General features: G+C 73.2%; 24 protein-coding genes and 2 tRNA genes. 17 read left to right on the top strand and 9 right to left on the bottom strand.

Translation table 11 applies throughout. The features are described 5' to 3' along the window. Positions 1-139 precede the first annotated feature (139 nt). Entirely contained in the window at positions 140-667 is a 528-nt protein-coding gene (locus tag EV284_RS12415; protein ID WP_130333314.1) for a universal stress protein, read from the bottom strand. 315 nt (positions 668-982) lie between these two features. Here EV284_RS12415 and EV284_RS12410 point away from each other — a divergent pair, with 315 nt between their 5' ends. From EV284_RS12410 to EV284_RS12395, 4 genes are all read left to right on the top strand, one after another. Further along, positions 983-1,228 carry a hypothetical protein gene (locus EV284_RS12410; RefSeq protein WP_130333312.1) on the top strand — a complete coding sequence of 82 codons (246 nt, stop codon included), beginning with the start codon at positions 983-985 and terminating at the stop codon, positions 1,226-1,228. 387 nt (positions 1,229-1,615) lie between these two features. Beyond that, positions 1,616-2,833, top strand: coding sequence for a helix-turn-helix domain-containing protein (locus EV284_RS12405; RefSeq protein ID WP_130333310.1), 1,218 nt, complete (start codon positions 1,616-1,618; stop codon positions 2,831-2,833). A 116-nt stretch (positions 2,834-2,949) separates the two neighbouring features. After that, on the top strand, positions 2,950-3,552 hold the full coding sequence (gene orn, locus EV284_RS12400) for an oligoribonuclease (RefSeq protein WP_130333308.1): 603 nt from the start codon (positions 2,950-2,952) through the stop codon (positions 3,550-3,552). 106 nt (positions 3,553-3,658) lie between these two features. Beyond that, positions 3,659-3,731 (top strand) — tRNA-His (locus tag EV284_RS12395). 78 nt (positions 3,732-3,809) lie between these two features. Here the strand turns inward: EV284_RS12395 and EV284_RS12390 are convergent. Continuing rightward, a complete protein-coding gene (locus EV284_RS12390; RefSeq protein ID WP_130333306.1) occupies positions 3,810-4,550 on the bottom strand; it encodes a class I SAM-dependent methyltransferase in 741 nt (246 codons plus the stop codon). 201 nt (positions 4,551-4,751) lie between these two features. Beyond that, complete coding sequence (locus EV284_RS12380) at positions 4,752-5,810, bottom strand: LacI family DNA-binding transcriptional regulator (protein ID WP_130333304.1); 1,059 nt, start codon at positions 5,808-5,810, stop codon at positions 4,752-4,754. A 303-nt stretch (positions 5,811-6,113) separates the two neighbouring features. Between EV284_RS12380 and EV284_RS12375 the strand changes: the two genes are divergently transcribed. From EV284_RS12375 to EV284_RS12360, 4 genes are all read left to right on the top strand, one after another. After that, positions 6,114-7,436 carry an extracellular solute-binding protein gene (locus EV284_RS12375; RefSeq protein WP_130333302.1) on the top strand — a complete coding sequence of 441 codons (1,323 nt, stop codon included), beginning with the start codon at positions 6,114-6,116 and terminating at the stop codon, positions 7,434-7,436. Continuing rightward, positions 7,433-8,464: a sugar ABC transporter permease gene (locus tag EV284_RS12370; RefSeq protein ID WP_130333300.1), complete on the top strand. Its 1,032-nt coding sequence runs from the start codon at positions 7,433-7,435 to the stop codon at positions 8,462-8,464. The genes EV284_RS12375 and EV284_RS12370 overlap by 4 nt, the downstream gene beginning before the upstream one ends. Beyond that, a complete protein-coding gene (locus EV284_RS12365) occupies positions 8,451-9,335 on the top strand; it encodes a carbohydrate ABC transporter permease (RefSeq protein WP_130333298.1) in 885 nt (294 codons plus the stop codon). The genes EV284_RS12370 and EV284_RS12365 overlap by 14 nt, the downstream gene beginning before the upstream one ends. 121 nt (positions 9,336-9,456) lie before the next feature. Further along, positions 9,457-10,908 carry a GH1 family beta-glucosidase gene (locus EV284_RS12360; protein ID WP_130333296.1) on the top strand — a complete coding sequence of 484 codons (1,452 nt, stop codon included), beginning with the start codon at positions 9,457-9,459 and terminating at the stop codon, positions 10,906-10,908. Between the two features lie 70 nt (positions 10,909-10,978). Here the strand turns inward: EV284_RS12360 and EV284_RS12355 are convergent, their stop codons facing one another. From EV284_RS12355 to EV284_RS12345, 3 genes are all read right to left on the bottom strand, one after another. Next, on the bottom strand, positions 10,979-12,418 hold the full coding sequence (locus tag EV284_RS12355) for a cellulose binding domain-containing protein (protein WP_130333283.1): 1,440 nt from the start codon (positions 12,416-12,418) through the stop codon (positions 10,979-10,981). A gap of 148 nt (positions 12,419-12,566) precedes the next feature. Next, entirely contained in the window at positions 12,567-13,943 is a 1,377-nt protein-coding gene (locus tag EV284_RS12350; RefSeq protein WP_130333281.1) for a HAMP domain-containing sensor histidine kinase, read from the bottom strand. Then, entirely contained in the window at positions 13,940-14,644 is a 705-nt protein-coding gene (locus EV284_RS12345; protein WP_130333279.1) for a response regulator transcription factor, read from the bottom strand. The genes EV284_RS12350 and EV284_RS12345 overlap by 4 nt, the downstream gene beginning before the upstream one ends. Positions 14,645-14,782: 138 nt before the next feature. Between EV284_RS12345 and EV284_RS12340 the strand changes: the two genes are divergently transcribed. Continuing rightward, positions 14,783-15,304, top strand: a complete 522-nt coding sequence (locus EV284_RS12340) for a hypothetical protein (protein WP_165425518.1) — start codon at positions 14,783-14,785, stop codon at positions 15,302-15,304. A gap of 6 nt (positions 15,305-15,310) precedes the next feature. Here EV284_RS12340 and EV284_RS12335 read toward each other — a convergent pair whose 3' ends face one another. Together EV284_RS12335 and EV284_RS12330 are read right to left on the bottom strand one after the other, a co-directional pair. Next, entirely contained in the window at positions 15,311-16,177 is an 867-nt protein-coding gene (locus EV284_RS12335) for a fused MFS/spermidine synthase (RefSeq protein WP_130333275.1), read from the bottom strand. Between the two features lie 60 nt (positions 16,178-16,237). Beyond that, positions 16,238-16,645 (bottom strand): hypothetical protein, encoded by a 408-nt coding sequence (locus EV284_RS12330; protein WP_130333273.1) that lies wholly within the window; start codon positions 16,643-16,645, stop codon positions 16,238-16,240. Positions 16,646-16,910: 265 nt separating this feature from the next. On the opposite strand from EV284_RS12330, the gene EV284_RS12325 reads away from it, so the two are divergent. Next, a complete protein-coding gene (locus tag EV284_RS12325; protein ID WP_130333271.1) occupies positions 16,911-18,302 on the top strand; it encodes a hypothetical protein in 1,392 nt (463 codons plus the stop codon). 31 nt (positions 18,303-18,333) lie between these two features. On the opposite strand, the gene EV284_RS12320 is transcribed toward EV284_RS12325, so the two are convergent. Continuing rightward, entirely contained in the window at positions 18,334-18,930 is a 597-nt protein-coding gene (locus EV284_RS12320; RefSeq protein WP_130333269.1) for a histidine phosphatase family protein, read from the bottom strand. Positions 18,931-19,146: 216 nt separating this feature from the next. Here EV284_RS12320 and EV284_RS12315 point away from each other — a divergent pair, with 216 nt between their 5' ends. The 7 genes from EV284_RS12315 to EV284_RS12285 all read left to right on the top strand — a co-directional run bounded on the left by EV284_RS12315 (position 19,147) and on the right by EV284_RS12285 (position 25,368). Beyond that, positions 19,147-20,100 (top strand): phosphatase PAP2 family protein, encoded by a 954-nt coding sequence (locus tag EV284_RS12315; RefSeq protein ID WP_130333267.1) that lies wholly within the window; start codon positions 19,147-19,149, stop codon positions 20,098-20,100. Next, complete coding sequence (locus EV284_RS12310) at positions 20,081-21,190, top strand: hypothetical protein (RefSeq protein WP_130334661.1); 1,110 nt, start codon at positions 20,081-20,083, stop codon at positions 21,188-21,190. The genes EV284_RS12315 and EV284_RS12310 overlap by 20 nt, the downstream gene beginning before the upstream one ends. After that, entirely contained in the window at positions 21,181-22,779 is a 1,599-nt protein-coding gene (locus EV284_RS12305; RefSeq protein ID WP_130333265.1) for a hypothetical protein, read from the top strand. The genes EV284_RS12310 and EV284_RS12305 overlap by 10 nt, the downstream gene beginning before the upstream one ends. Then, the gene (locus EV284_RS12300) at positions 22,776-24,113 is read left to right on the top strand and encodes an AAA domain-containing protein (RefSeq protein ID WP_130333263.1); all 1,338 of its coding nucleotides are present in this window, start codon (positions 22,776-22,778) and stop codon (positions 24,111-24,113) included. The genes EV284_RS12305 and EV284_RS12300 overlap by 4 nt, the downstream gene beginning before the upstream one ends. A 125-nt stretch (positions 24,114-24,238) precedes the next feature. After that, the gene (locus EV284_RS12295) at positions 24,239-24,610 is read left to right on the top strand and encodes a hypothetical protein (RefSeq protein ID WP_130333261.1); all 372 of its coding nucleotides are present in this window, start codon (positions 24,239-24,241) and stop codon (positions 24,608-24,610) included. Between the two features lie 22 nt (positions 24,611-24,632). Beyond that, complete coding sequence (locus EV284_RS12290; RefSeq protein WP_130333259.1) at positions 24,633-25,304, top strand: bifunctional DNA primase/polymerase; 672 nt, start codon at positions 24,633-24,635, stop codon at positions 25,302-25,304. Further along, positions 25,295-25,368, top strand: a tRNA-Lys gene (locus EV284_RS12285). The genes EV284_RS12290 and EV284_RS12285 overlap by 10 nt, the downstream gene beginning before the upstream one ends. The last annotated feature ends 27 nt before the right edge of the window (positions 25,369-25,395 follow it).

Below are 25,395 nucleotides of genomic sequence, written 5' to 3'. Positions count from 1 at the left end.
GGCCGGCAGCACGACTTCGCCTGCGGCGTCGGCTGTTGTATGCCCGGCACGGGGGCGGGAACACTCCTACGCGCGAGTAGCTTCACCGCGCGCGAACCGCTGTGCCACCAGGGGAAGTCGAGGTCTTGGGGGATCGGTCTCAGGGGATCACGATGACGGGCCGCCGGGCCCGTTTGGTGAGGCGACCGGCCACGGAGCCGAAGATCCGCCCCGCGATGCCGTGCGTGGAGCCGACGACGATCGCGTCCGCCTCGTACTCCCGCCCGACCTCCTCCAGTTCATGGCAGATGTCGCCGCCGCGCTCCACCAGGATCCACGGCACCTCGCTCAGATGGTCGGCGCAGGCCAGCTCCAGGCCGAGCACCTCGGTGCGGTGGTCGGGGACGTCGACGAAGACGGGCGGCTCGCAGCCCGCCCACACCGTGGTGGGCAGCCGGTTGGCCACATGGACGATGATCAGACCCGAGCCGGAGCGGTGGGCCATGCCGACCGCGTAGGCGAGGGCGCGCTCGCTGGAGGTGGAGCCGTCGAAGCCGACGACCACTCCGTGCCGGAAGGCGGGATCGCAGGAAGGGCGTCCCTCTTGAGCCGTCAGGGGGTCGGTCGCCGTGGGTTCGGCTACCGGCCGCTTGCGGTCCGCGGGTTCGAAGAATTCGTGACCGGCCATGGCTGTCTCGGCGTCGTGATCCTTGTATGAAGGGGGACATCGTGCGGCGGAGCTGTGTCCGGGAAACGTCTTCCCCTGCCCATACCCCCAAGGGTACGGCGGCACGCCTCCCCGTCGCAGTTCGTGCACACGCTCCGTGAGCGGCCCTCCGGGACGTCCCGAGGGGTTCCAGGGAGCATGCACGAGCGGCGCCCCTTACGCAATGGTCGCTGCCCCGTACAGGCGGTTTGCCGGGACCCGCCCCTCATGGGGGGTGACCGTCCTGCCGTCCGCGCGTTGAACCCCCTGGAACCGACGCCCCCAGGGAGCCCGCAGATGCCCGCACCCCGCTCCGCGCCCGGCCCCGACACCGCGCGCGAGGTGATCGGCTGGGCGGTGTTCGCCTGCGTGCTGGTGCCGGTGGTCCTGCTGTGGTGCGGCACGGCGCCGGTCACGGCCGTGGGGGCGGGGCTGGGACTGGCCGGCGTCACCCTCGCCTGCCGGACGCTGCTGCGCCGTTCGCTGCGGGAGGCCGCGCGGAGAGTCGCAGATCACACGGAAGCCGGTACACCGGTCGACTGACCGGTTTCCACACCCCCGAACGCTGGTTTTCAGCCAAGTTCCTAATATCGCTCCGGAGGGGCCCCAACCACCCCTCAACCCCCGTTCCACCTGCACAAACAGGGGTCGTCCGACCCGCCGCACCCTACGCGGTTTGGCCACCCCGCCCAGGCGTACTTCCCTGCACGCCCCACGAGTGCAACCCTTCGTGATCGAATGCTTCACGCCAAGTTGTCATGTCGACAATGCACCGCGTGTGGAACTGGCCACCGACAGACCGCGGGAGCCAGTAGATTTCGATCTTGATGTCTTACGGCGGGGGACTTGTGCAGGACCGAGGGGAAACGTGCAGGAGCGACAGACCCGAAGCGTAAAGGGAGCCGCGACCACCGAGGGGGGCTTAGCAGTATGAGCCACGACTCCACCGCCGCGCCGGACGCCACCGTCCGCAAACTCGCCGGGCGACGCCGCAAGGAGATCGTCGCGGTGCTGCTGTTCAGCGGCGGTCCCATCTTCGAGAGTTCCATACCGCTTTCGGTGTTCGGGATCGACCGCCAGGACGCCGGAGTGCCGCGCTACCGACTGCTGGTGTGTGCCGGCGAGGACGGCCCGCTGCGGACCACGGGGGGCCTGGAACTCACCGCGCCGCATGGCCTTGAGGCGATCTCCCGCGCGGGCACGGTCGTCGTGCCGGCCTGGCGCTCGATCACCTCGCCGCCACCGGAGGAGGCGCTCGACGCGCTGCGCCGGGCGCACGAGGAGGGGGCCCGCATCGTCGGCCTGTGCACCGGGGCGTTCGTCCTGGCCGCGGCCGGCCTGCTGGACGGCCGCCCGGCCACCACCCACTGGATGTACGCGCCGACGCTGGCCAAGCGCTATCCGTCGGTGCACGTCGATCCGCGTGAACTGTTCGTCGACGACGGCGACGTGCTCACGTCGGCCGGTACGGCGGCCGGGATCGACCTGTGTCTGCACATCGTGCGGACGGACCACGGCAACGAGGCCGCCGGCGCGCTGGCCCGCCGCCTGGTGGTACCGCCCCGCCGCAGCGGCGGTCAGGAGCGCTACCTCGACAGGTCTTTACCCGAGGAGATCGGCGCCGACCCGCTGGCCGAGGTCGTCGCCTGGGCGCTGGAACACCTCCACGAGCAGTTCGACGTGGAGACGCTGGCGGCACGCGCCTACATGAGCCGCCGTACGTTCGACCGCAGGTTCCGCTCGCTCACCGGCAGTGCGCCGCTGCAGTGGCTGATCACCCAGCGGGTGCTGCAGGCGCAGCGGCTGCTGGAGACCTCCGACTACTCGGTGGACGAGGTCGCGGGCCGGTGCGGGTTCCGCTCGCCGGTCGCGCTGCGCGGCCACTTCCGCCGCCAGCTCGGCTCGTCGCCCGCGACGTACCGGGCCGCCTACCGGGCCCGCAGGCCCCAGAGTGAGCGGCCGGCCGAGCAGGAGCAGCAGCTCGCGCAGCACGGGATGGCGCAGGGGCCGTCGGGCCTGCCGGGCCACGGTCCGGTGGCGGTGCCGTCGGTGCTGCACCCGGACCGGGACGGCGGGGTGCCGCTGCAGAGCCGCCGCCACGCCGCGGGCGCGGTGAGTCTGCTGCCGGGGCCGCGCGGAGGCGGCTGAGGATCGCCGGCGGAAGGGGGTGGGGAGGGCTCGGCCTTCCCCACCCCCTTCTCCGTGCCCTTCTCTCGGCGCACGGGCGGGTCCGGGGGGCTGTGGGGCCCCTTAAGGTGAGACACATGAACGATCGCATGGTGTGGATCGACTGCGAGATGACCGGCCTCTCGCTGTCCGACGACGCGCTCATCGAGGTGGCCGCCCTCGTCACCGACTCCGAGCTGAACGTGCTCGGTGAAGGGGTGGACATCGTCATCCGCCCGCCGGACTCCGCGCTGGAGACGATGCCGGAGGTGGTGCGCCAGATGCACACCGCGTCCGGGCTGCTGGACGAGCTGGCCGGGGGCACGACGCTGGCCGACGCCGAGGCGCAGGTGCTCGCGTACATCCGTGAGCACGTCAAGGAACCGGGCAAGGCGCCGCTGTGCGGCAACTCCGTCGGTACCGACCGCGGCTTCCTGCTGCGCGACATGCCGGCCCTGGAGGGCCACCTCCACTACCGGATCGTCGACGTCTCCTCGGTCAAGGAGCTGGCCCGGCGCTGGTACCCGCGCGCCTACTTCAACAGCCCGGAGAAGAACGGCAACCACCGGGCGCTGGCCGACATCCGCGAGTCCATCGCCGAACTGCGCTACTACCGCGAAGCCGTCTTCGTCCCGCAGCCCGGCCCGGACTCCGACACCGCGAAGTCGATCGCCGCGAAGTACGTCCTGCCGCCCGCGTAGCCCCCTGGGAACGCGTGCGCCAAAACGTGTGCGCGAGCACCCCCCGGGACCCTGTAGACTTCTTCTCGGCCGGTCGGGGAAACGACAAGTTCCACCGCCGGTCGTGGTGGGTGTAGCTCAGCTGGTAGAGCACCTGGTTGTGGTCCAGGAAGTCGCGGGTTCAAGTCCCGTCACTCACCCTGATCGACTGTGGGGCCGTTCCGTTTCGACGGAGCGGCCCCACAGTCGTTTCCGCGGCCGGTCGCGGCGGGCGGAGCCTAGGGTTTGTGGGTCACCCAGAGTAGTTCCGCGGGCCAGCGGTGTGCCCAGTCGGTCGGCTCGGTCCGGTTGTAGCCGTTGGGCGTGCCGGGGTCGGGCCGCGGCTCGATGAGGTCGTCGATGACGAGTCCCGCGCCACGCAGGACCCTGACCCAGTCACCGTAGGTGAGCTGATAGCTGGCCGCGCCGTCCCCCTCGGCGACGGCGCCGAGCCCGAAGTAGTCCTGCCGCAGCGTCGTGGTCACGCCGCCGGCGGCTTCGTCGTAGCAGGCTTCGAACCATGGGCTCGCGACGTTGAACACCAGGCGCCCGCCTCGGCGCAGGACGCGTGCTGCCTGCGGGACGGCCAGGTGCGGGGGCGCCCAGCTGAGCCCGCCGAAGTCGCAGAACACCAGGTCGAAGCTGTCGGCGGCGAAGGGAAGCCGTTCGGCGGCGCCCTGCACCAGCCAGTAGCGGTCCGCTCCCCTCGCACGGACGGCCGCGTCGAGTTGGGCCTCGGACAGGTCGACCCCGACCACGTGGGCCCCCTCGGCGGCCAGCGACCTGGACCACTGCCCGGCGCCGCAGCCCAGTTCGAGGACACGCTTGCCGGTGACGTCCCCCAGGGCCCGCAGACGCGCGTCGGGAAGGGAGTACATGCCCCACAACCGGGGCTCGGCACCGATCCGCGGATCGTGCCTTCGCTGGTACGCGCCGCTGATCCGGTTCCAGAGCCGCCGGTTGGCGGGGATGCTGTCCACGCCCCGACTCCAGCACTGCCCGCCCCGGCCGGTCAACACGGTTACCGCGCCCGGCCCGAAGACCCCAAAGGGGGCGGGGCGGTCGGATTCGAACCGACGTCCTCCGAGATGATGTCGCGGCGCACTACCTCTGTGCTACGACCCCGCCTTGCCGATGATCTTAAACCGGGCATGCGCCGAAGCGACAGGGGATTACGCCTCCTACGACGACTCCCGCCCCACCAGCTCCGTGGCCAGCACCGCGTGCCGCCTCTCCAGCCCCCGCGTCCCCGCCGGACGGCGGTCCGCTATCTCCGACAGGAGGAGGTCGATCATCGCTCGGCCCATTTCCTCTATCGGCTGCCGGACGCTGGTCAGGGGCGGGTCCATGTGGCGGGCGATGGCTGAGTCGTCGTAGCCGACGAGCGCCACGTCGTGGGGGATGCGGAGGCCCGCTTCGCGGAGGGAGTGGCGGGCGCCGGCCGCCGTCACGTCGGAGGCGGCGAAGACGGCGTCGAGGTCGGGGCGGCGGGAGAGGAGGGCGGACATGGCGCGGCGGCCGCCGTCCTCGGTGAAGTCCCCCGGTTCGATGAGGAGTTCGTCCACCTCCAGGCCCGCCCCGCGCAGCGCGTCCCGGTAGCCGTCGACACGGCGCTGGGCGCCGTAGACGTCGGGCCGGCCGGTGATGTGGGCGATGCGGCGGCGGCCGCGGGCGATGAGGTGCTCGACGGCGGAGCGGCCGCCGCCGTAGTTGTCGGAGTCGACCGAGGTGAGCGTCTCCCGCACCGACCGGGGGCCGCTGATCACGGCCGGGATCTCCAGCCGGTCCAGCAGATCCGGCAGCGGGTCGTCGGCGTGCACGGAGACCAGGAGGACCCCGTCGACCCGGTGGGCGGAGAGGTAGTCCGCCAGCCGTTGCCTCTTGCGGTCGCTGCCCGCGAAGATCAGCAGCAACTGCCACTCGGTGTCGGCGAGTTCCGCCCCCACCCCGCGCAGCATGTCGGAGAAGTACGGCTCGGCGAAGAAGCGGGTCTCCGGCTCGGGCACGACCAGCGCGATGGAGTCGGTGCGGTTGGCCGCGAGCGCGCGGGCCGCGGTGTTGGGGACGTACCCGAGTTCCGCGACCGCCGCCTCCACGGCCGCTCTGGTGGCGTCGCTGACCCGCGGGGAGCCGTTGATCACGCGGGAGACCGTGCCCCGGCCCACCCCGGCCCGGGCGGCCACCTCTTCGAGCGTCGGCCGCCCACCGCTCCGGCCGCCCCGCACCCCGTGGCTCGCCATGGCCTCCGCCTCTCTCGGCCGTCCCACTCAGGCCTCACATTCAACACTGTCCGCCGGAAAATCCCACTGGCCGGTTAACAGCCCTATAACTCCGCCGTGTTGGCCGTGCGCACTCCCTTGACACCCCGTCCCGAACGGACGACTCTTCAACCCATCACATGTGGGAGCGCTCCCACGGTACCTGACACCTACACAACCCGCACGTTCCCCGCCCGAGCCGCAGCGAGTACGAACGGGCCCAGATCCACGCGATTTCCATGCAGTTGGCCGGGGGGTCGGCACGTCAGGCAACAGGAGGACGCAATGCGTACGAGCATCCGCAGGTCGCGCGGCACGGTGGCCATGATGGCCGCGACCGCGCTGGCCACGGGTCTGCTGGCGGGCTGCGCCAGCGACTCGGACGACGGCTCGTCGGACGCGGGCGGCAGCGACGGCAAGGGCAACATCACGCTGACGGTCGGCACCTTCGGGGTCTTCGGCTACAAGCAGGCCGGTCTGTACGACGAGTACACGAAGCTGCACCCGGACATCAACATCAAGGAGAACGTCACCACTCGTACAGACGTGTACTGGCCGAAGGTGCTCACCCGCCTCCAGGCCGGTTCGGGCACCGACGACGTCCAGGCCATCGAGGTCGGCAACGTCACGGAGGCCGTGCAGACGCAGGCCGCCAAGTTCGTCGACATCGGCAAGGACGCCGACAAGTCCCAGTGGCTGGACTGGAAGACCGCGCAGGCCACCACCCCGGACGGCAAGACGATCGGCCTCGGCGTCGACATCGGCCCGATGGCGGTCTGCTACCGCAAGGACCTGTTCGCGAAGGCCGGTCTGCCCACCGACCGCACCAAGCTCGCCGAGCAGTGGAAGGGCGACTGGTCCAAGTACGTCGACCTCGGCAAGCAGTACATGAAGAAGGCGCCGAAGGGCACCAAGTACGTCGACTCGGCGTCCTCGGTGTACAACGCCTCCCTGGGCGGTGCGTCCGAGCGGTACTACGACAAGAACGGCAAGATCGTCTGGGACAGGTCGCCGGGCGTGAAGGAGGCCTGGGACGACGCGATGAGCGTGGCGACCAGCGACATGTCGGCCAAGCTCAAGCAGTTCGACCCCACCTGGGACAAGGGCTTCGCCAACGGCTCGTTCGCCACGGTGGCCTGCCCCGCCTGGATGCTCGGCTACATCGGTGAGAAGGCCGGCGACTCCGGCAAGGGCAAGTGGGACGTGGCGGCGGCGCCGACCGCGTCCAACTGGGGCGGCTCGTTCCTCGGTGTGCCGACGGCGAGCAAGCACCAGAAGGAGGCCGTCGCGCTGGCCAAGTGGCTGACCGCGCCGGAGCAGCAGGCCAAGGTCTTCGCCAAGCAGGCCAGCTTCCCCTCCACCCCGTCGGCGTACGCGGGCCTGAAGCCGCAGGCGGACACCACCGCGTACTTCTCGGACGCGCCGCTCACCCAGATCTTCTCGGACGCGGCGAAGACCATCCCGGCCCAGCCGCTGGGCCCGAAGGACAAGCCGATCGACACCGCGATCAGTGACATCGGCATCCTCCAGGTCGAGCAGAAGGGCAAGTCCCCGGCCCAGGGCTGGGACGCCGCGTCGAAGGAGATCAAGGACGTGCTCGGCCAGTGACCTCCAAAGAGGCTCTCGCGCATCCCGCGTCGAGCGCCGAGACCGCGCCCGGCATCCCGCCGGGCGCGGTCCGGGGCGCTCGGGGTCGCGGTGCGCCGGGCGGCGCCCCCTCCTGGCGCAGCCGGCTGTACCGCTGGGACACCAAGGCGTCGCCGTACGCGTTCGTGGCCCCCTTCTTCGTGCTGTTCGGTGTGTTCACACTGGTTCCGCTGCTGTACACGGTCTGGTACTCGCTGCACGACGTGCAGCTGTCCGCGCTCGACCACCAGAGCTGGGCGGGCCTGGCCAACTACCGGAACCTGCTGTCCTCGGACTTCTTCTGGAACGCGCTGCGGAACACCTTCACCATCGGTCTGCTCTCGACCGTCCCGCAGCTGATGGCGGCACTCTGGCTGGCCCACATGCTGAACTACAAGCTGCGCGGCTCCACCGTGTGGCGCGTGGTGATGCTGACCCCGTACGCGACCTCGGTGGCGGCGGCGACGCTGGTGTTCACGCTGCTGTACTCGTGGGACGGCGGCATGGTGAACTGGATTCTCCACTTCTTCGGTGTCGACCCGGTCAACTGGCGTGAATCGGACTGGGGATCGCAGTTCGCGGTGTCGACCATCGTGATCTGGCGCTGGACCGGCTACAACGCGCTGATCTACCTGGCCGCCATGCAGGCCATCCCGGCGGACCTGTACGAGTCCGCCGCGCTCGACGGCGCCAACCGGCGCCAGCAGTTCTGGCACGTGACGATCCCGCAGCTGCGGCCGACCGTGCTGTTCACGATCGTCGTCTCGACCATCGGCGCCACCCAGCTCTTCGGTGAACCCCTGCTGTTCGGCGGGGTCAGCGGGACCAAGGGCGGCTCGGAGCACCAGTACCAGACGCTCGGTCTCTACATGTACGACCAGGGCTGGATCATCGGCAACCTCGGCAAGGCGTCCGCCATCGCGTGGACGATGTTCCTGGTCCTGCTGATCATCGCCGCGGTCAACCTGCTGCTGACCCGCTGGCTGAGGAGGTCCGATGACCGCCGGTGACCTCGTTCTTCCCAAGGCGCGCACCGGTCGGCGCCGGGCCACGAAGGCGGGCAAGCAGCTGCACGCCGGCCCGGTGACGTACGTGGCGCTGATCGTGTTCGCGCTCGTCTCGCTGGCGCCGCTGGTGTGGACGGCGGTCGCGGCCTCGCGCACCGACCGGCGGCTCGCCCAGGCCCCGCCGCCGCTGTGGTTCGGCGGCAACCTGTTCAAGAACCTCCAGGCCGCCTGGGACCAGGCCGGGCTCGGCACCGCGATGCTCAACTCGCTGATCGTCGCGGGCACGATCACCGTCAGCACGGTGGTCTTCTCCACCCTGGCCGGGTTCGCCTTCGCCAAGCTGCGGTTCAGGTTCTCGGGGCTGCTGTTGCTGCTGACCATCGGCACGATGATGATCCCGCCGCAGCTGGCCGTCGTCCCGCTGTACCTGTGGATGAGCGACCTCGGGTGGTCCAACCAGCTCCAGACGGTGATCCTGCCGAGCCTGGTGACCGCGTTCGGCACGTTCTTCATGCGGCAGTACCTGGTGCAGGCGCTGCCGACCGAGCTGATCGAGGCGGCCCGGGTGGACGGGGCGAGCAGCCTGCGGGTCGTCTGGCACGTGGTGTTCCCGGCGGCCCGGCCCGCGATGGCGGTTCTCGGCCTGCTGACCTTCGTGTTCGCCTGGAACGACTTCCTGTGGCCGATCATCGCCCTGAACCAGCAGAACCCGACCGTGCAGGTCGCCCTGAACGCCCTCGGCACCGGGTATGTACCGGACCAGGCGGTCATCATGGCGGGCGCGCTGCTCGGCACCCTGCCGCTGCTGATCGCCTTCCTGCTGTTCGGCAAGCAGATCGTGGGCGGCATCATGCAGGGCGCGATCAAGGGCTGAACCGCCCCGTCAGGCACCGTCCCGTCAAGGGGCCGGGACACCGTCGCCCCGGCCCCTCCTCCTTCCCGGACTTTCCCCGAGTCTTCCCGACGTCTTCCCGACTCTCGATGGGAGCGCTTCCATGCCCGACTCCTCCTCCACGGTCTCCCCCGTGGCCTCCGAGGTCACCTTCCCGCCGGCCTTCCTCTGGGGCGCGGCGACCTCCGCGTACCAGATCGAGGGGGCGGTGCGCGAGGGCGGCCGTACGCCCTCGATCTGGGACACCTTCAGCCATACGCCCGGCAGGACGGCGGGCGGTGAGACCGGTGACGTGGCCGTCGACCACTACCACCGCTACCGCGACGACGTGGCCCTCATGGCGGACCTGGGGCTCGGCGCGTACCGCTTCTCCGTCTCCTGGTCGCGGGTGCAGCCGACCGGGCGGGGTCCGGCGGTGCAGATCGGGCTGGACTTCTACCGGCGGCTGGTGGACGAGCTGCTGGAGAACGGCATCAAGCCCGCCGTCACCCTCTACCACTGGGACCTCCCGCAGGAGCTGGAGGACGCGGGCGGCTGGCCGGAGCGGGACACCGCGCACCGGTTCGCCGAGTACGCGCACCTCGTCGGCGAGGCGCTGGGCGACCGGGTGGAGAACTGGATCACCCTCAACGAGCCCTGGTGCAGCGCCTTCCTGGGCTACGGCTCCGGGGTGCACGCCCCCGGCCGGACCGACCCGGTGGCGTCGCTGAGGGCGGCCCACCATCTCAACCTGGCGCACGGGCTCGGCGCTTCGGCGCTGCGCGCGGCGATGCCGGCCCGCAACCAGGTCGCGGTGAGCCTCAACTCGGCCGTCGTGCGCCCCCTCTCGCAGGACCCGGCGGACCTGGCGGCGGCCCGGCGCATCGACGACCTGGCCAACGGCGTCTTCCACGGCCCGATGCTGCGCGGCGCCTACCCCGAGTCCCTGCTCACCGCGACGGCCCCGCTCACCGACTGGTCCTTCGTGCTGGACGGCGACCTCGCCACCAGCAACGCCCCGCTGGACGCGCTGGGCCTGAACTACTACACCCCGGCGCTGGTCTCGGCGGTGACCGACAGGGTCAGCGGCCCGCGCGCGGACGGCCACGGCGCGAGCGTGCACTCCCCCTGGCCCGGCGCCGACGACGTGCTCTTCCACCAGAGCCCCGGCGAGCGCACCGAGATGGGCTGGACCGTGGACCCGACCGGCCTGTACGACCTGCTGATGCGCTACACCCGCGAGGCCCCCGGACTCCCGCTGTACATCACGGAGAACGGCGCCGCCTACGACGACAAGCCGGACGCGGACGGCCGGGTGCACGACCCGGAGCGCGTCGCCTACCTGCACGCCCACCTCTCGGCGGTCCGCGAGGCCCTGCGTGACGGCGCCGACGTGCGCGGGTACTACCTGTGGTCCCTGATGGACAACTTCGAGTGGTCCTACGGCTACGAGAAGCGGTTCGGCGCGGTCTACGTGGACTACGCGACGCAGGAGCGGACCCCGAAGTCCAGCGCCCGCTGGTACGGCGAGGCGGCCCGCACCGGAACACTGCCGTCGGTGGAGTCGGCGGGCTGACCGGGCCCGCCCGGACGCACGAGTGGGGCCCGGCGGTACGGACACCGCCGGGCCCCGTTCTCGCGCGCGCCTAGTTGAAGGCGGCGAACGCCTTGGAGAAGGCGAACTTGTCCTGGGTGATCGAGCTGCACGTGGCGTCGGCGGTGGGCTTGGTGCCGCCGTCGCACGCCTTGTCACGGGTGCCGGACCACATGGACAGCGAGCCGATGCCCTTGGACCTGGCGAAGTCCACGAGCTGCCCGGCGTCGTCGACCTTGAAGATCTCGGTGGCCACGTCGTTGACACCGATCATCGGGGTGACGCCGACCGTCTTCCAGGCGTCGTCCTCCGAGAGCGCGAGGACACCCTTGATCTGGGCCTGGGTGGCGGTCGCGGCCTGGATCGCGTAGTCGCCCATGTCGCCGCTGTACGCCGGGCCGTAGTCCATCGCCATGATGTTGACGCCGTCGACGCGGACGCCGTTGGCCTTGGCGTCGGCCAGCAGGTTCACCCCGTCCTGGGTGAGGCCCTCGGGCATCACCGGGAGGGTGTAGGAGACGTTCAGGCCGGGGTGGGTGGCCTGGAGCTTGGCGATGGCCTGGGCACGCCTGGTGTTGGCGGCGGTGTTGGGCAGCGCTCCGCCCTCGACGTCGAAGTCGACCTTGGTCAGCTTGAAGGCGTCGACCGCCTTGGCGTACGCGGCGGCCAGGGCGTCGGCGGAGGAGCAGGTGGTGGCCAGCTCAGAGCCGGAGGCGCCGCCGAAGGAGACGCGGACGTCACCGCCCTTGGCCCGCAGGGCACCGATCTGGGCGGCCACGCCGTCGGCGGTCAGGTCGCTCACGCCGCCCCACTTGGGGGTGCAGCCGCCGCCGTCGGTGACGAAGGCCAGGTTGAAGTTCTTCACGCCGGTGGCGTCGGCGGTGCCCAGCAGGTCGAACGCCGGGTAGAGCGAGGTGTCGACGTACGGGGCGAACCCGGCCGCCGCCTTGGTGCCGTTGCCCGCGCTCTGGGTGGGCACCGGCGTCTCCGGCCCGCTGGGGGTGCTCTGGGTCGGCGCCGGGGTCTCGGGCTCGGTGGGGCGGCCGCTGGGCTCGGGGGTGGCGGCGGGGTCGGCGGCACACTCGGAGCCGTCGATCCGGCAGCCGGTGGGGTCGCCGGCGCCGTCGACGACGAAGCCGACGGTGACCGACTTGCCCGCGGCCAGCCCGTCGGTGTCCCACTTGGCGGCCTTCACCGTGACGTGCTGCCCGCTCACGCTGGACTCGGCGTTCCACAGCGAGCCGAGCCGGGAGCCGGCCGGGAGGTCGAACTCCAGGCTCCAGTCCTTCTTGGCCGCTCCGGTGTCGTTGGTGACGACGTACTGGGCGCTGTACCCGGTCGACCACTCGCTGGTCTTGGTGTACGCCGCGCCCACACCGGCCGCGTGCGCGACCCCGGTCACCAGGACCGCGCCGCCCCCGGCCACGGCGGCCGCGACCACGCCGCCTATCGCCTTGTTCCTGCCACTGATCCTGCGCCGGTGCGTGCTCATGGGCGTGCCTGTCCTTCGTGCGGAGGTGGGGGGTGGTGGCAGCACGCTATCGATGCGGAATCCGGCAATCGGCTTATCAGGGACGGTGGTTGAAAGGCTTAGGGTGCGCTTAAGGAAGGGATCGGGACCGGTTAAAGGTCGAGACCACTCAGCGGCTGGGTATGAGCTTGCGCCGCCTGCGGACGGTGCCCCGGTGGCCGCGTCCGGCCGGCTTGCGGGCGTCCAGCTGGAGCCAGATCCGCACCTCGGTGCCGCCGAGCACGGAGGAGCCGATGCGGACGTCCCCGCCCGTGGACTCGGCCAGCCGGCGCACGATGTCCAGGCCGAGCCCGGTCGAGCCCGCCGTGCCGGAACCCCGGCCGCGGGCCATCGCCGCCCGTGGGTCGGGTATGCCGGGACCCGCGTCGGAGACCAGCACGATCACCGCGTCCTCGGCGTGGTGGACGTCGACCGCGAAGGCGGTGCCCTCGGCGGTGTGCCGGAAGACATTGCCCAGCAGGGCGTCCAGGGCGGCGGCCAGGTCGGCCCGTGCCACCGGCACCCGTACCGGCCGCTCGGCGCCGGCCACCCGCCACTTGCGGCCCTCGTCCTCGGCCAGCGCGGACCAGAACTCCATGCGGCCGCGCACCACTTCGGCCACGTCACACCCCGTGCCCGGCCCCACGGCCGCCGTCTGCGGCTTGGCCTCGCGGGCGGTACGGATGATGGTGTCGACCTCGCCCTCCAGCTGGGCCACGGCGGCGCGGGTCTGGTCGGCGGCGGCACCGGCGCCCAGCGAGGCGGCGTTCAGCCGGAGCACGGTGAGCGGGGTGCGCAGCCGGTGCGAGAGGTCGGCGGCCAGTTCCCGCTCGTTGGCGAGGAGCTGGACCACCTGATCGGCCATGGAGTTGAACGCGACGGCGGCGAGCCGCAGTTCGGTCGGCCCTTCCTCGGGCACCCGCGCCCCGAGCTGTCCCTCACCCAGTTCGTGCGCGCCCTCCACCAGCCGCCGGGCGGGGCGCACCATACGCACCCCGAGCCGGTCGGCGACCGCGACCGAACCGGCGATCAGCGCGAGCCCCACGGCGGCGAGCACCGCCCAGGCCGTGCCCACCCCGTTGCTCATCGCGGCCTCGGGCACCCACACCTCGACCACCGCGATGGCACCGGAGCCGAGCGCGACCGGCTGCAGCAGGGCGGAGCCCCCGGTGACCTCGGTGGTGGAGGCGCGGCCCATCCGGCGCACCGCCTCGATGTCCCTCGCCGCGGCCCTCCCCCGGCCCAGGTCGAGCGCGCCCCGGTCGCCGTCGGCGGGCAGGTGCACGGACATCCCGGAGTCGGCCCCGGCCGCGGCCACCACCCGTTCCAGCTCGTCCCGGTCGGTGGTGATGGAGAGCGCGGGCGCCACGGCGGCGGCCTCCCGCTCGGCGCCGGCGAAGGCGCGGTCGCGGGCCATCTCCTTGACGACCAGGCCGAGCGGGACGGCGAAGGCGACGACGACCATGGTGGTCACCGCCAGGCAGACCTTGACCAGGGCCCATCTCATCGGGGCTCCCCCGCGGCGGGCGGCTCCAGCTTGACCCCGACCCCGCGCAGGGTGTGCAGATACCGGGGCCGGGCCGCCGTCTCGCCCAGCTTGCGCCGGAGCCAGGACAGATGGACGTCGATGGTCTGGTCGTCCCCGTAGGACTGCTGCCAGACCTCGGCGAGCAGTTCCTTGCGCGGGACCACCACGCCGGGGCGGCCGGCGAGGAAGGCGAGCAGGTCGAACTCGCGCCGGGTCAGGTCGAGCCGGACGCCGTCCAGTTCGGCCTGGCGGCGCAGCGGGTCGACGGTGAGGCCGCCGACCCGGATCACGGGCGAGGGCGGTGGCTCGGCGGCGCCGGAGCGGGAGCGGCGCAGTACGGCGGCGATGCGGGCGGAGAGGTGCTCGACCGAGAAGGGCTTGGTCAGGTAGTCGTCCGCCCCGGCGTTGAGCAGCCGGACGATCTCCGTCTCGTCGTCCCTCGCGGTGGCGATGATGACGGGCACGTCGGTGATGCCGCGCAGCATCTTCAGCGCCTCGGAGCCGTCCAGGTCGGGCAGGCCGAGGTCGAGTATGACCACGTCGAACCGGAGATGGGCGACCTCGCGCAGGGCCTCCAGCGCGGTGCCGACGCTGCGCACCACGTGGGCGGCGTCGGTGAGATGCCGGATCAGCGCCGAGCGGACGAACTGATCGTCCTCGACCACGAGCACACTTGCCATGCGCCGCACCGTACGCCATGCGACCAGCAAAGTGTTGGCCTGTGGACAACTCCCTGTGGACAACTCCGCGCCACCGGAAAGCCTGTGCACAACAGGGGCCGCCTGCGCGGCGCGTGGGCTTGAGGCAGTATGGCCACGATGCGCAGAGGACTCGTACACGTACTGGCGTGGCTGCTGGCCACCGCGGCGGCGACCACGCTGTCCTGGTGGGGCGTGCACACGGTGATGGCGGGCACGGCGTACGACCCCCCGCGCGCCGTACCGATCACCGCGGCCGAGGCCGCGGCCCACGCCTCCACCGCGACGCCGACGCCCCCCGCGCCGACGCCCACGCCCCCGCCCCGCCGCACCTCGGCGCCGCCCCCGTCCCCCACCCCGACCCGAACCGCGGCTCCGGTCACCCCGACCCCGGCTCCCCCGGCACCGGCCACCCCGGCGGGCGACGTCAAGGCGTACGACACCGGCGGTGGCCGGGCGGTGTTCGACCTCGGTCCCGCGAGCGCGACCCTGGTCTCCGCGACACCGGGGACCGGCTGGTCGATGCAGGTGTGGAAGACGGAGACCTGGATCAGGGTGGAGTTCAGCCGCAGCACCGACCGCGTGACGGTCTTCTGCGACTGGCACGACGGGCCCCCGCATGTGGACGTGCAGACGTATTAGGGGAGTTCAGCGGAACACGGAGGGCGGCGGAGCCGGTGAGGCCACTGCCGAGATGTCCGTCACCGGGGTCGCGCCGCCGGTGAAGTCCGTGAGTTTCGCGCCGTGTTCGAGGCGGGCCGGGTGGGGGTCGGAGGCGGCCCTGCGGGTGAGTTCGGCGAGCGGGAGCGGGCTGTCGGAGGCGACCAGGATCGCGTTGCCGAAGCGCTTGCCGCGCAGCACCGCCGGGTCGGCGATCAGGGCGAGTTCGGCGAAGCGGGCCGCCGCCGTGGCGATCTGGGCGCGCAGGTGGGCGAGCGGCGGTCCGTCGGCGAGGTTGGCGGTGTAGACGCCGCCGGGGCGCAGGGCGCGGCGGACCTCGTCGAGGAACTCGGTGGACGTCAGGTGGGCCGGGGTGCGGGCGCCGCTGAAGACGTCGGCGACGATCAGGTCGGCCCAGCCGTCCGGCACCTTGGCGAGCCCCTCGCGGGCGTCGGCCGAGCGCACCCGTATCCGGGCACCGGGGTCGAGCGGGAGCTCCCGGCGGACCAGTTGGACCAGGGCCGCGTCGCGCTCCACCACCTGCTGGGTCGAGCGGGGCCGGGTCGCGGCGGTGTAGCGGGCCAGGGTGAGCGCGCCGCCGCCGAGATGCACGGCCTGCACCGGCTTGCCGGGCGGGGCGGCCAGGTCGATGACGTGGCCGATGCGGCGCTGGTACTCGAAGGACAGGTGCGCCGGGTCGTCCAGGTCGACGTGCGACTGCGGGGCGCCGTCGATCAGCAACGACCAGGCCCGTGCCCGGTCGGGGTCGGGTATGAGTTCCGCGAGGCCGCCCTCGACGGCCTCCACCACGGCTTCGGCGGCCGCCCTGCGCCGGTTGTCCCTGGACCTGCCCATCGGCCCATTCTCGCAGGTGGCCCGGGCGCCTGCCGCACGGCGCCTGCCGCACGGCGCCGGTCAGCGGCAGCTGTCGGCGGCCTCGATCAGCCGGGCCGCCTCGCCGAGCGCCCGGCGCAGGGTGGCCGGGTCGGTGGCGAGGTCGTCCCCGCCGGGCGGCAGCAGCCAGTCGGAGCCCTGCACGGGCGGCTCCGGGTTCAGCCGGAGACCGCGCCCGGAGGTGCGGACACAGGTGCTGCCCGGGACGTCCCAGTGGCCGGCCGTGCCGGGCGGGACGAGGAAGCCGAGGGTGTCGCGGCCGTCGTCGTGCAGTACCGGGCCGACGCCCTCGGCGGCCGCGCGGCGCAGGATGTCGACGGCCTCCAGGCCCTGGCGGGTCGGCACCGTGACGAGGTCGCACGCCGCGTCGCCGGGCGGCCGCGACCACGACGGCACCGGACACGGATCGTTGTTCGGACGGGTCTCCATGCCGGCCTCCAGCACGCTGCCTGTTGTGGTCCGTCAGTTACAACGCGGGACGGCGTCAAGTGCTACGGCACAAGTGCGCCGCAAAGGATGGCAGTTCATGGCAGATCGTGGATGAGATATCCGTTTTGTAGCCAAACACTGCGTGTCGGTCCGGACACAGCCTGTACGTTCTTGCCCCGCCGGACCCACGGCGTCACACGGGTGACCACGCCCGTGGAGGCTGCCGTTCCGGCATGGTTCGACGGTTCGCACGAGAGGACCGGCCATGGCGTCGTCAACCGATACCCCGGCGCAGCCCGACCGGCCGCCCCGCCCCAACACCGCCTTCCGGCAGGTGCGCGGCCGCCGTTCCCCCGCCGAGTTCGCCGCCCTGGTGCGGCGCGCGGCGCGGGAGATCGGCGAGCGGGTGAGCTGCGACGCGCGCTACGTGGGGAGAGTCGAGGCGGGTGAGATCCGCTGTCCCAACTACGCGTACGAGCGGGTCTTCCTGCACATGTTCCCCGGCCGCACCCTCACCGACCTCGGCTTCGCGCCCCGCTCGGCCGTGCGGGGGCGCGGCGCGCGCCCGGCCGCACCGCCGGGCGCCGCCCCGGTCGCCGCGTACGAGCACCCTTACGACCCCCTGGACCACGAGGAGAGCGACGTGCTGCGTCGCGCATTCATGACCGGTACGGGTGCCACCGTGGCGGCCGCCGCCACGCTGGGCCCGCTGGGCATCGCCACGGACGCCTCGGCCGCCGCGCGGCGGCCGGGCACGTCGGAGGCGGCCGCCGTCGAGGAGGCGGTCCGGCGCATCCGGCTGCTGGACGACAAGCACGGCGCGGACGGCCTGTACCGGCGCGCGGCGGAGCCGCTGCGCGCCGCCTACGCCCTGCTGGACGCGGGGGCGACCCGGCAGACCACCGCCGAGCGGCTGCACTCGGGCGCCGGTGAACTCGCCATCTCGGTGGGCTGGCTGGCCCATGACTCGGGCCGCTTCGACGACGCCCGCTCGCACTACGCGGAGGCGCTGGCGACCGCCCGGATGACCGGGGACGCGGGCCTGGAGGCGCACGCCTTCTGCAACACCGCCTTCCTCGCGCGGGACGCCGGGCGCCCCCGCGAGGCGGTCCGGGCCGCGCAGGCCGCGCAGCGGGCCGCCCGCCCGCTGGGCTCGCCCCGGCTGATGTCGCTGCTGGCGCTGCGCGAGGCGGGCGGCTGGGCGGGGCTCGCCGACCGCACCGGCTGCGAACAGGCGCTCGTACGGGCGCAGGCGCTGTTCGGGCGCGGTACGTGTGAGGCCGACCCGGAGTGGATGAGCTTCTACGGCGAGGCCGAGCTGGCCGGTCTGGAGGCACAGTGCTGGTCGACGCTGGGCGACTGGCACCGGGCGACCCGGCACGCCCGCCGCGCGGCGCGCCTGCAGGACCCGCACTTCTCCCGCAACATCGCCCTGTACACGGCCGAACTCGCCGACGACCTGGCCCGCGACGGCCACCCCGACGAGGCGGCCACCGCCGGTCTGCGCGTGCTGGACCTGCTCGCCCAGGTCCAGTCCTCCCGCATCCACACCATGCTGGCGGGCACCGCGCGGGTGCTGCTGCCCCACCGCCGCGCCTCCGGAGTGGCGGACTTCCTGGACCGTCACGCGTCGCTGCCGCGGCCCCGGCGGGGCTAGAGAGCGCGCGCCTCCCAGGGGCCGTCCTCCCCTAGCCGACCAGGTGCCCCGTGTCGTTCCAGCTCTCGATCGCCGGCTCGCCGTAGGCCCAGCCGAGGGTGGAGAGGGAGGTGGGGTTGAGGCGGAGGCGGGCGGCGAAGTCGATGGGGAGGCCGAGCCAGCGGGCGCCGATGGAGCGCAGGATGTGGCCGTGGGCGAAGATCAGGACGTCGCGGTCGGCCGAGCGGGCCCACCGGACGACCTCGTCGGCGCGGGCGCTGACCTCCGCGAGCGTCTCGCCCTCGGGGACCCCGTCGCGCCAGATCAGCCAGCCCGGCCGGACGTCGTGGATCTCGGCCGGGGTCATGCCCTCGTAGGCGCCGTAGTCCCACTCCATGAGGGTGTCCCACACCTCGGCGCGGTCCCCGAACCCGGCCAGCTCGCAGGTCTCCCGCGCGCGCACCAGCGGGCTGGTGCGCACCTCCACGTCCGCGAATTCGGCCGGCGGCGTGTGCCGCAGCCGCTCGCCGAGCAGCTTGGCCCCGCGCCGGCCCTCCTCGAGGAGCGGCACGTCGGTCCTGCCCGTGTGCTTGCCGGACAGCGACCAGGCCGTCTGTCCGTGCCGGGCCAGGAGGATGCGCGGTGCCATGGGGAACCTTTCCGGAAGAGGGACGCCGAGTGGACGCCGGGGAAACCCGTTCAAGGGGTCCTTCCATGATGGCGCACCGCGCGCGCGGGCAACCCGGTGGGCGATCGGTGCGTCTTCGAGAGCCGGAACACCCGCGCGGACGGGCGGACCGACACCGTAAAGTGTCACGGCGCCCGCGGGGGGTGCCAGGCCAGCGCGAAGGGGGAGGGCGATCGGATGCCGCAGACCGAGGCAGCGGACACCGGGGCGGGGCCGGCCACCCGGCCGCGCTGGTGGACCGAACTGCCGCTGATCCTGCTGGTCTACGGCTGCTACACCGCCGGCCGGCTCCTCGCGCGCGGGGACGTCTCCTCGGCCGTGGACCACGGTCTGGCGATCCTCGGCATCGAGAAGGCGCTGTACCTGAACGCCGAGCACCCGCTGAACCGTCTCTTCACGGCGGAGCCCTGGCTCGGGGTGCCGGCCGACTTCTGGTACGCCTCCCTGCACTACGTCGTCACGCCCGCGGTGCTGGTCTGGCTCTTCCGTGCCCGCGCCGAGCACTACCGGGCGGCCCGCACCTGGCTGATGACGTCCACGTTCATAGGACTCATCGGCTTCACCCTGCTGCCCACCTGCCCGCCCCGGCTGCTCGCCCCCGGCCACGGTTTCGTGGACACCATGGCGCACTACAGCTCGTACGGCTGGTGGGGCGGCGAGGCCAGTGCCCCGCGCGGCTTGGGCGGGATGACCAACCAGTACGCGGCGATGCCGAGCCTGCACGTCGGCTGGGCGCTGTTCTGCGGAGTGGTGCTCTGGAAGTACGGGCGCTCCCGCTGGACCAGGGCCGCCGCGGTCGGCTATCCCCTGCTGACCGCGATCGTGGTCATGGGCACCGCCAACCACTACTTCCTGGACGCGGTGGCGGGCGCCGCCGTGATGGGCGCGGGCCTGCTCCTGGCCCCGTACGTGACGCGGGCCGCGACGGCCGCGCGGCTGCGGCTGGCCGCCTGGGCGGCCCCGCTCACGGCGGCCCGGAAAGCCGGTCCCGCTCCGATTGTCAGTGACGGATGCCAGACTTCCGCGGGTGAGCGAATTCCACGGCAGCGCGCGTCGCGGCTCGACCCCGCGGCCGGAACCGACGCCTCCCCCAGCGACGCGGGGGACGGCGCTGCGGCACCGGCTCGCTGAGCTGCGCGGTCCCGACGTACCGGCCAAGGCGCTGGACGCGCGCGCCCTCGCGGCGCTCGCGGCCAACCCCGGCTGCCGCAGACGCGCGATCCTGGACGGCGCAGGGGTGGACAAGGCCGCGCTCGCCGGCGCGCTGGGCGCCCCGTCGGACTACGGGCAGTCCCAGTTCGCGCTGATCCGGGGCAACACCTTCGAGGCCCGGGTGAAGGCGGACGGCGGCGCCGAACTGCTCCGGCTCACCCACACCCTGCTGGACCCGGCCGCCGAGCCGCCCGCCGGGGCGGCGGTGCCGGACCTGAGCGCGCCGGGCCCCGAGGGCCGCACCGCGCGTACGGCGCTGGCGCTGCGCGAGGCGGTCGCCGCGGGCGGCTGGACGCTGCTGGACCACCCGATGCTGGCCCTGGACGTGGCGGGTTCGCCCGCCTTCCTGGAGCCGGACGCGGTGGTGGTGCACCCCGACGGCGGCTGGACGGTCGTGGAGATCAAGTCCTTCCCGATGCTGGACGGCTCGGCCGACCCGGCGAAGGTGGGCGCGGCCGCCCGGCAGGCGGCGGTGTACGTGCTGGCGCTGGAGGCGGTCGCGGCCCGGCTGACCCCACCGCCCGCCGTACGGCACGAGGTGCTGCTGGTGTGCCCCAAGGACTTCTCCAACCTGGCCACCGCCCGTGCGGTGGACGTACGCGCCCAGCGGGCGGTCACCGCACGGCAGCTCGCCCGGCTCACCCGCGTGGAGACCATCGCCGAGGAGCTGCCCGAGGGCACCTGCTTCGACCCGGAGCGCCCGGCCGGTGAGCTGACGGCCTCCGTCGACGCGGTCCCGGCGACGTATGCGCCCGAGTGCCTGTCCTCCTGCGAGCTGGCCTTCCACTGCCGGGAGCGGTCCCGCGCGGCGGACGCGGTGACCCGGCTGGGCCGTCCGCTCCGCGCCGAGCTGGGCTCGCTGGGCACGGTCCGGGAGGTGCTGTCGGCGGCACGCGGCGAGAGCGGCGACCCCGCCGACCCGGTGGTGGCCGCGCTGCGCCGGGCCGCCGCGCTGCGCGCCGAGGCGCTCGCCGAGGCGGCGGAGCGGGAGGCCGTGCCGTGTCCCTGATCGCCACCCTGGCCCGTCTGGAGGCGGTCGCCACCGGCCGCGCCCAGCCCGCGGCGACCGTACGGCACCGTCATCTGTCCGACCGTCCGCTGGTCTTCGTGCCGCTGACCACCGCGGGTGAGACGGGTGCCCCGCTGGGCGCGCTGGTCGGCACCGACCGGGACGCGCCCCGGCTGCTGGTCGTGCCGCAGCCCCGCGACCGCGACCAGCGCTTCGCGTTCCTCGCCGAGCTGGCCGACATCGTGCTGCCGCATCTCGACTCCTGCGCCGATGCGGTGGAGACGGCCGAGCGCACCGACACCGACCCGGAGACCGGCAAGCGCGTCAAGGTCGAGGTGGACCTGTGTGTGGACGCGCCCCAGATCGTGGTGCCGAGCCGCGCGGGTCTGGACCTGGTCCGGCTGCTGGGCCGCTCCATGCGGTTCCGGCGTACGGCCGAGCAGGAGCCGGAGGCGCCGTATCCGGCGCCGCCGCGCGTGCCGCTGCTGGGCCGCTGGCTCACGCACTACGGCGAGCGGTCCCGCGTGCCCGGCTCCTCGCTGCTGCTGGCGCTGACCGACGCGCTGTCCCGGCACTGGGCCACAGGTCAGTCCGTGGTGGAGGACCAGCATCTGGGCGCCCTGCTGGCCTGGATCGACCCGCCCGAGGGCGAGTCCGGCGCCGAGGCGGCAGCGCGGGCGGAGCGGGCGCGGGACGCGGCGGGACAGCTGCTGTGTCCCCCGGCGGGCCCGGCCACCGACCCGGCGTTCGACAACAGGCTGCTGGCCCCGGCCATCGAGCGGTACGACCGGGCGCGCACCGCGCTGGCCGCCGCCGAGGACGCCCCGGGGGCCGAGGACCTGCTGACCGCCCTCACCGCCGCCGAGCGGGAGATCCGCGACCTGGTCGAGAGCCGTACCCGGCCGACCTGGGACGCGGTCTGGCGGGGGCTCGACCTGCTGCGGGCGCTCCCCGAGGGCGGCCATGTCGAGGAGCGGTGGACCCGGGACCGCTGGTCGTTCACCGCGCACCGGGACCGGATCACCGCGGGCGAACCCCCGCAGCCGCGCCGGGACGACGCGGTGACCGCCGCCAACAAGCTGGCCGGCCGCGAGCGCGAGCAGGCCCGGCTGGAGGCGCAGGAGGCGCTCGACGACCCGCTGGTGATGGCGGCCCGGCGGCTGGCCGGCGAGGCGTTCGCGGGCGAGGTGACAGAGGTGGCCATGGCGTACAGCGAGGGCAGACGGCCGAGCCCGCGTCCCCTGGTGACCGTGCGCACCGAGGACCGCCCGCACCTGGGCGAGCGCGCCAAGGTGTACCGCTCGCTGAACGGCAAGGCGCAGACGGCGGAGTTCGCCGGGTACGAGGGGGCGCCGGAGGACGGCGTGCTGGTGCTGCGGATCATGGACAAGATGGGCCGGGGCAAGGAGCCGGAGGCCGGTTCGGTGCCGGAGAAGGGCGACGCGGTGTGCTTCACCCTCTTCGAGCACGAGCAGCGCGGTGGCGCCAGGCTGCCCGATCCGGAGCAGACCCCGTGGACGCACGGCGGGCCGCCCGGTGAGCCGGTGCCGGAGATCCCGGACGCGGTGACCGAGGAGGACGTGCTGTGACGACCGTGGACTTCGACCCCGGAGCCGCCGCCACGCGGGCCACGGACGCGATCCTCGCCGACACCCTGCACGGCACCGAGCGCGGGGTGGTGGTCGACTCCCCGCCCGGCGCCGGCAAGTCGACGCTGGTGGTCCGGGCCGCGCTGGAGCTTGCGGCGGCGGGCCGCCCGCTGATGGTGGTGGCGCAGACCAACGCCCAGGTGGACGACCTGGTGCTGCGCCTCGCCGAGAAGGACCCCGACCTGCCGGTGGGCCGCCTGCACAGCAGCGACACCGACGCCTACGACAAGGCGCTGGACGCGTTGCCGAACGTCCGTACCTCCGCCAAGGCGGGCGACCTGGGCGGGCTCCCCGTGGTGCTCTCGACGGCCGCCAAGTGGGCGCACGTCACGGTGGACGAGCCGTGGCGGCACGCGATCGTGGACGAGGCGTACCAGATGCGCTCGGACTCGCTGCTGGCCGTGGCCGGGCTGTTCGAGCGGGCGCTGTTCGTGGGCGACCCCGGCCAGCTGGACCCGTTCTCCACGGTGGGCGGCGACCAGTGGGCGGGTCTGTCCTACGACCCGTCCGCCTCGGCGGTGACCACCTTGCTCGCGCACAATCCCGGTCTCCCGCAGCACCGGCTCCCGGTGTCCTGGCGGCTGCCCGCGTCGGCGGCGCCGCTGGTGTCGGCCGCGTTCTATCCGTACACCCCGTTCCGCAGCGGGACCGGGCACGGGGAGCGGCGGCTCTCCTTCGCGGTGCCGTCGGACGGTTCGGGGCCGGACCGGGTGATCGACGAGGCGGCGGAGTCCGGCTGGGGGCTGCTGGAGCTGCCGGCCCGGCACACCCCGCGCACCGACCCGGAGGCGGTGCGGGCGGTGGCCGCGGTGGTGCGGCGGCTGCTGGACCGAGGGGGCGCGGCCCTCTCCGAGCGCGCGGAGACACCGAGCCCGCTGACCGCCGGCCGGGTCGCCGTGGGCACCGCCCACCGGGACCAGGCGGCCGCGGTCCGGGCCGCCCTGGCCGACCTGGGCGTGGCGGGTGTCACCGTGGACACCGCGAACCGGCTCCAGGGCCGGGAGTACGACGTCACGGTGGTCCTGCACCCGCTCTCCGGCCGCCCGGACGCCACCGCCTTCCACCTGGAGACCGGCCGCCTGTGCGTCCTCGCCTCCCGCCACCGCCACGCCTGCGTCGTGGTCTGCCGCGCGGGCGTGGGCGATCTGCTGGACGAGTACCCGTCCACGGAACCGGTCCAGCTCGGGACCCTGGTGAAGTTCCCGGACGGGTGGGAGGCGAACCACACCGTGCTGGCACACCTGGCCGAACACCGGGTGCCGTACCGGCCTTGACGCGGGCCCTGACCGTGGGTGCGGGTCTGGCCCCGGGGCGGTCTTGCGTGGACGCGGGACAATGGACGGTGGTCCGCCCTCGGGTGGGACCGAGTGCAGCGAACGTACGAGGAGGAGATGAGGACATGGCGGAGCCCTCGCCGCGTCGGAACGAACCGCGGCTACGCCCCGCGCCCCTGCTCTTCGAGCCGGCGGAGGCGGCCGCCGATCCGGAGCATTTCTTCGACCTGGAGTCGATCGACGACCCGCGCGCCCTGCTGACGCGGGCCACCGACCTGACCCAGGCGTTCCGCGCGGCGGCCGACCGGGCCATGGAGTTCCAGGCGGTGGCGGCGGCCCAGCTCGCCGATCCGCGCCGGTTCGACCGGCTCACGGCGGCGGACATCGCCGAGCGGGCGGAGTGGACCGAGGACTACGCCAAGAAGATGGTGGAGTTCGGCCGGGACCTGATGCGGGGCGCCGACCCCGAGGGCCGCCGCGCGGCGGACCCGCACTAGGAGGCGCCCGCGCACCTGGCATATGCCAGGCGGGCAAGATACCCCCTCCCGCCCCCCGGTGTCCCCATTTTCCGCAACCCAGGGAAACCGCCCGCTCACCGCCGGTACACCTGTGTGTATGACCAGCGCACCGGACGTCACCGCAGCCACTGCCGAGGGAGCCGCCTGGCTCGCCTCCGCCGGAACGTATCCGCGCAGCACGCTCGCCTTCTGGGAGGAGCGGCCCGGCGCCCCCGTCGTGCTGCCCTGCGGCACGGTCTTCGACGTGGTGAGCGCGCCCTCGGTGTTCGGGCGCCGGATGCTGGACCGGTTGTGGGGGGCGGAGGGGCCGGGCTGCGGCCCGGTCGCGGTGCACCGGGGCCGGACCCTGCTGTTCGCGGCGCCGGGCACGGCCCACCGGCTGCCCTCCCTGCTGGCCTGGGAGGAGTGGGGCCCGCGCACCCACGCCGTACCGCCGCTGCTCTGTCACGGCACCGGCGACGCGGTGACCGTCCCGGCGCTGGAGGGCGACGCCGGGGCCGCCCCGGCGGGGTCCCGCTGGCTGGTCGCCCCGGACACCCGGCACCCGTGGCTCCCCGGCCCGGAGGTGGTGCTCTGGGCGGCGGTGCGCGCGGCCCGCACGGCGGCCCGGGTATCGATTTTTCCTCCCGCCGACCAGGATGCTAAGGTCTACGACGTCAGCAGGCGCCGCTAGCTCAGTTGGTTAGAGCAGCTGACTCTTAATCAGCGGGTCCGGGGTTCGAGTCCCTGGCGGCGCACAGACAACGAAGGCCCTCGCGCGAGCG

The sequence above is a fragment of the Streptomyces sp. BK022 genome (genome assembly GCF_004217355.1).
In the GTDB taxonomy this organism is placed as follows: Bacteria; Actinomycetota; Actinomycetes; order Streptomycetales; family Streptomycetaceae; genus Streptomyces; species Streptomyces griseoluteus.
The sequence above is the reverse complement of the archived record's forward strand: the minus strand, read 5'-3'. Positions and strand labels throughout refer to the sequence as shown.

Bases quoted from the DNA above. Each gene is read 5' to 3' on its own strand.
- EV284_RS12415 (WP_130333314.1), bottom strand. From the start codon at position 667: ATGGCCGGTCACGAATTCTTCGAACCCGCGGACCGCAAGCGGCCGGTA.
- EV284_RS12410 (WP_130333312.1), top strand. From the start codon at position 983: ATGCCCGCACCCCGCTCCGCGCCCGGCCCCGACACCGCGCGCGAGGTG.
- EV284_RS12405 (WP_130333310.1), top strand. From the start codon at position 1,616: ATGAGCCACGACTCCACCGCCGCGCCGGACGCCACCGTCCGCAAACTC.
- orn (WP_130333308.1), top strand. From the start codon at position 2,950: ATGAACGATCGCATGGTGTGGATCGACTGCGAGATGACCGGCCTCTCG.
- EV284_RS12380 (WP_130333304.1), bottom strand. From the start codon at position 5,810: ATGGCGAGCCACGGGGTGCGGGGCGGCCGGAGCGGTGGGCGGCCGACG.
- EV284_RS12375 (WP_130333302.1), top strand. From the start codon at position 6,114: ATGCGTACGAGCATCCGCAGGTCGCGCGGCACGGTGGCCATGATGGCC.
- EV284_RS12365 (WP_130333298.1), top strand. From the start codon at position 8,451: ATGACCGCCGGTGACCTCGTTCTTCCCAAGGCGCGCACCGGTCGGCGC.
- EV284_RS12360 (WP_130333296.1), top strand. From the start codon at position 9,457: ATGCCCGACTCCTCCTCCACGGTCTCCCCCGTGGCCTCCGAGGTCACC.
- EV284_RS12355 (WP_130333283.1), bottom strand. From the start codon at position 12,418: ATGAGCACGCACCGGCGCAGGATCAGTGGCAGGAACAAGGCGATAGGC.
- EV284_RS12350 (WP_130333281.1), bottom strand. From the start codon at position 13,943: ATGAGATGGGCCCTGGTCAAGGTCTGCCTGGCGGTGACCACCATGGTC.
- EV284_RS12345 (WP_130333279.1), bottom strand. From the start codon at position 14,644: ATGGCAAGTGTGCTCGTGGTCGAGGACGATCAGTTCGTCCGCTCGGCG.
- EV284_RS12340 (WP_165425518.1), top strand. From the start codon at position 14,783: ATGCGCAGAGGACTCGTACACGTACTGGCGTGGCTGCTGGCCACCGCG.
- EV284_RS12335 (WP_130333275.1), bottom strand. From the start codon at position 16,177: ATGGGCAGGTCCAGGGACAACCGGCGCAGGGCGGCCGCCGAAGCCGTG.
- EV284_RS12330 (WP_130333273.1), bottom strand. From the start codon at position 16,645: ATGGAGACCCGTCCGAACAACGATCCGTGTCCGGTGCCGTCGTGGTCG.
- EV284_RS12325 (WP_130333271.1), top strand. From the start codon at position 16,911: ATGGCGTCGTCAACCGATACCCCGGCGCAGCCCGACCGGCCGCCCCGC.
- EV284_RS12320 (WP_130333269.1), bottom strand. From the start codon at position 18,930: ATGGCACCGCGCATCCTCCTGGCCCGGCACGGACAGACGGCCTGGTCG.
- EV284_RS12315 (WP_130333267.1), top strand. From the start codon at position 19,147: ATGCCGCAGACCGAGGCAGCGGACACCGGGGCGGGGCCGGCCACCCGG.
- EV284_RS12295 (WP_130333261.1), top strand. From the start codon at position 24,239: ATGGCGGAGCCCTCGCCGCGTCGGAACGAACCGCGGCTACGCCCCGCG.
- EV284_RS12290 (WP_130333259.1), top strand. From the start codon at position 24,633: ATGCCAGGCGGGCAAGATACCCCCTCCCGCCCCCCGGTGTCCCCATTT.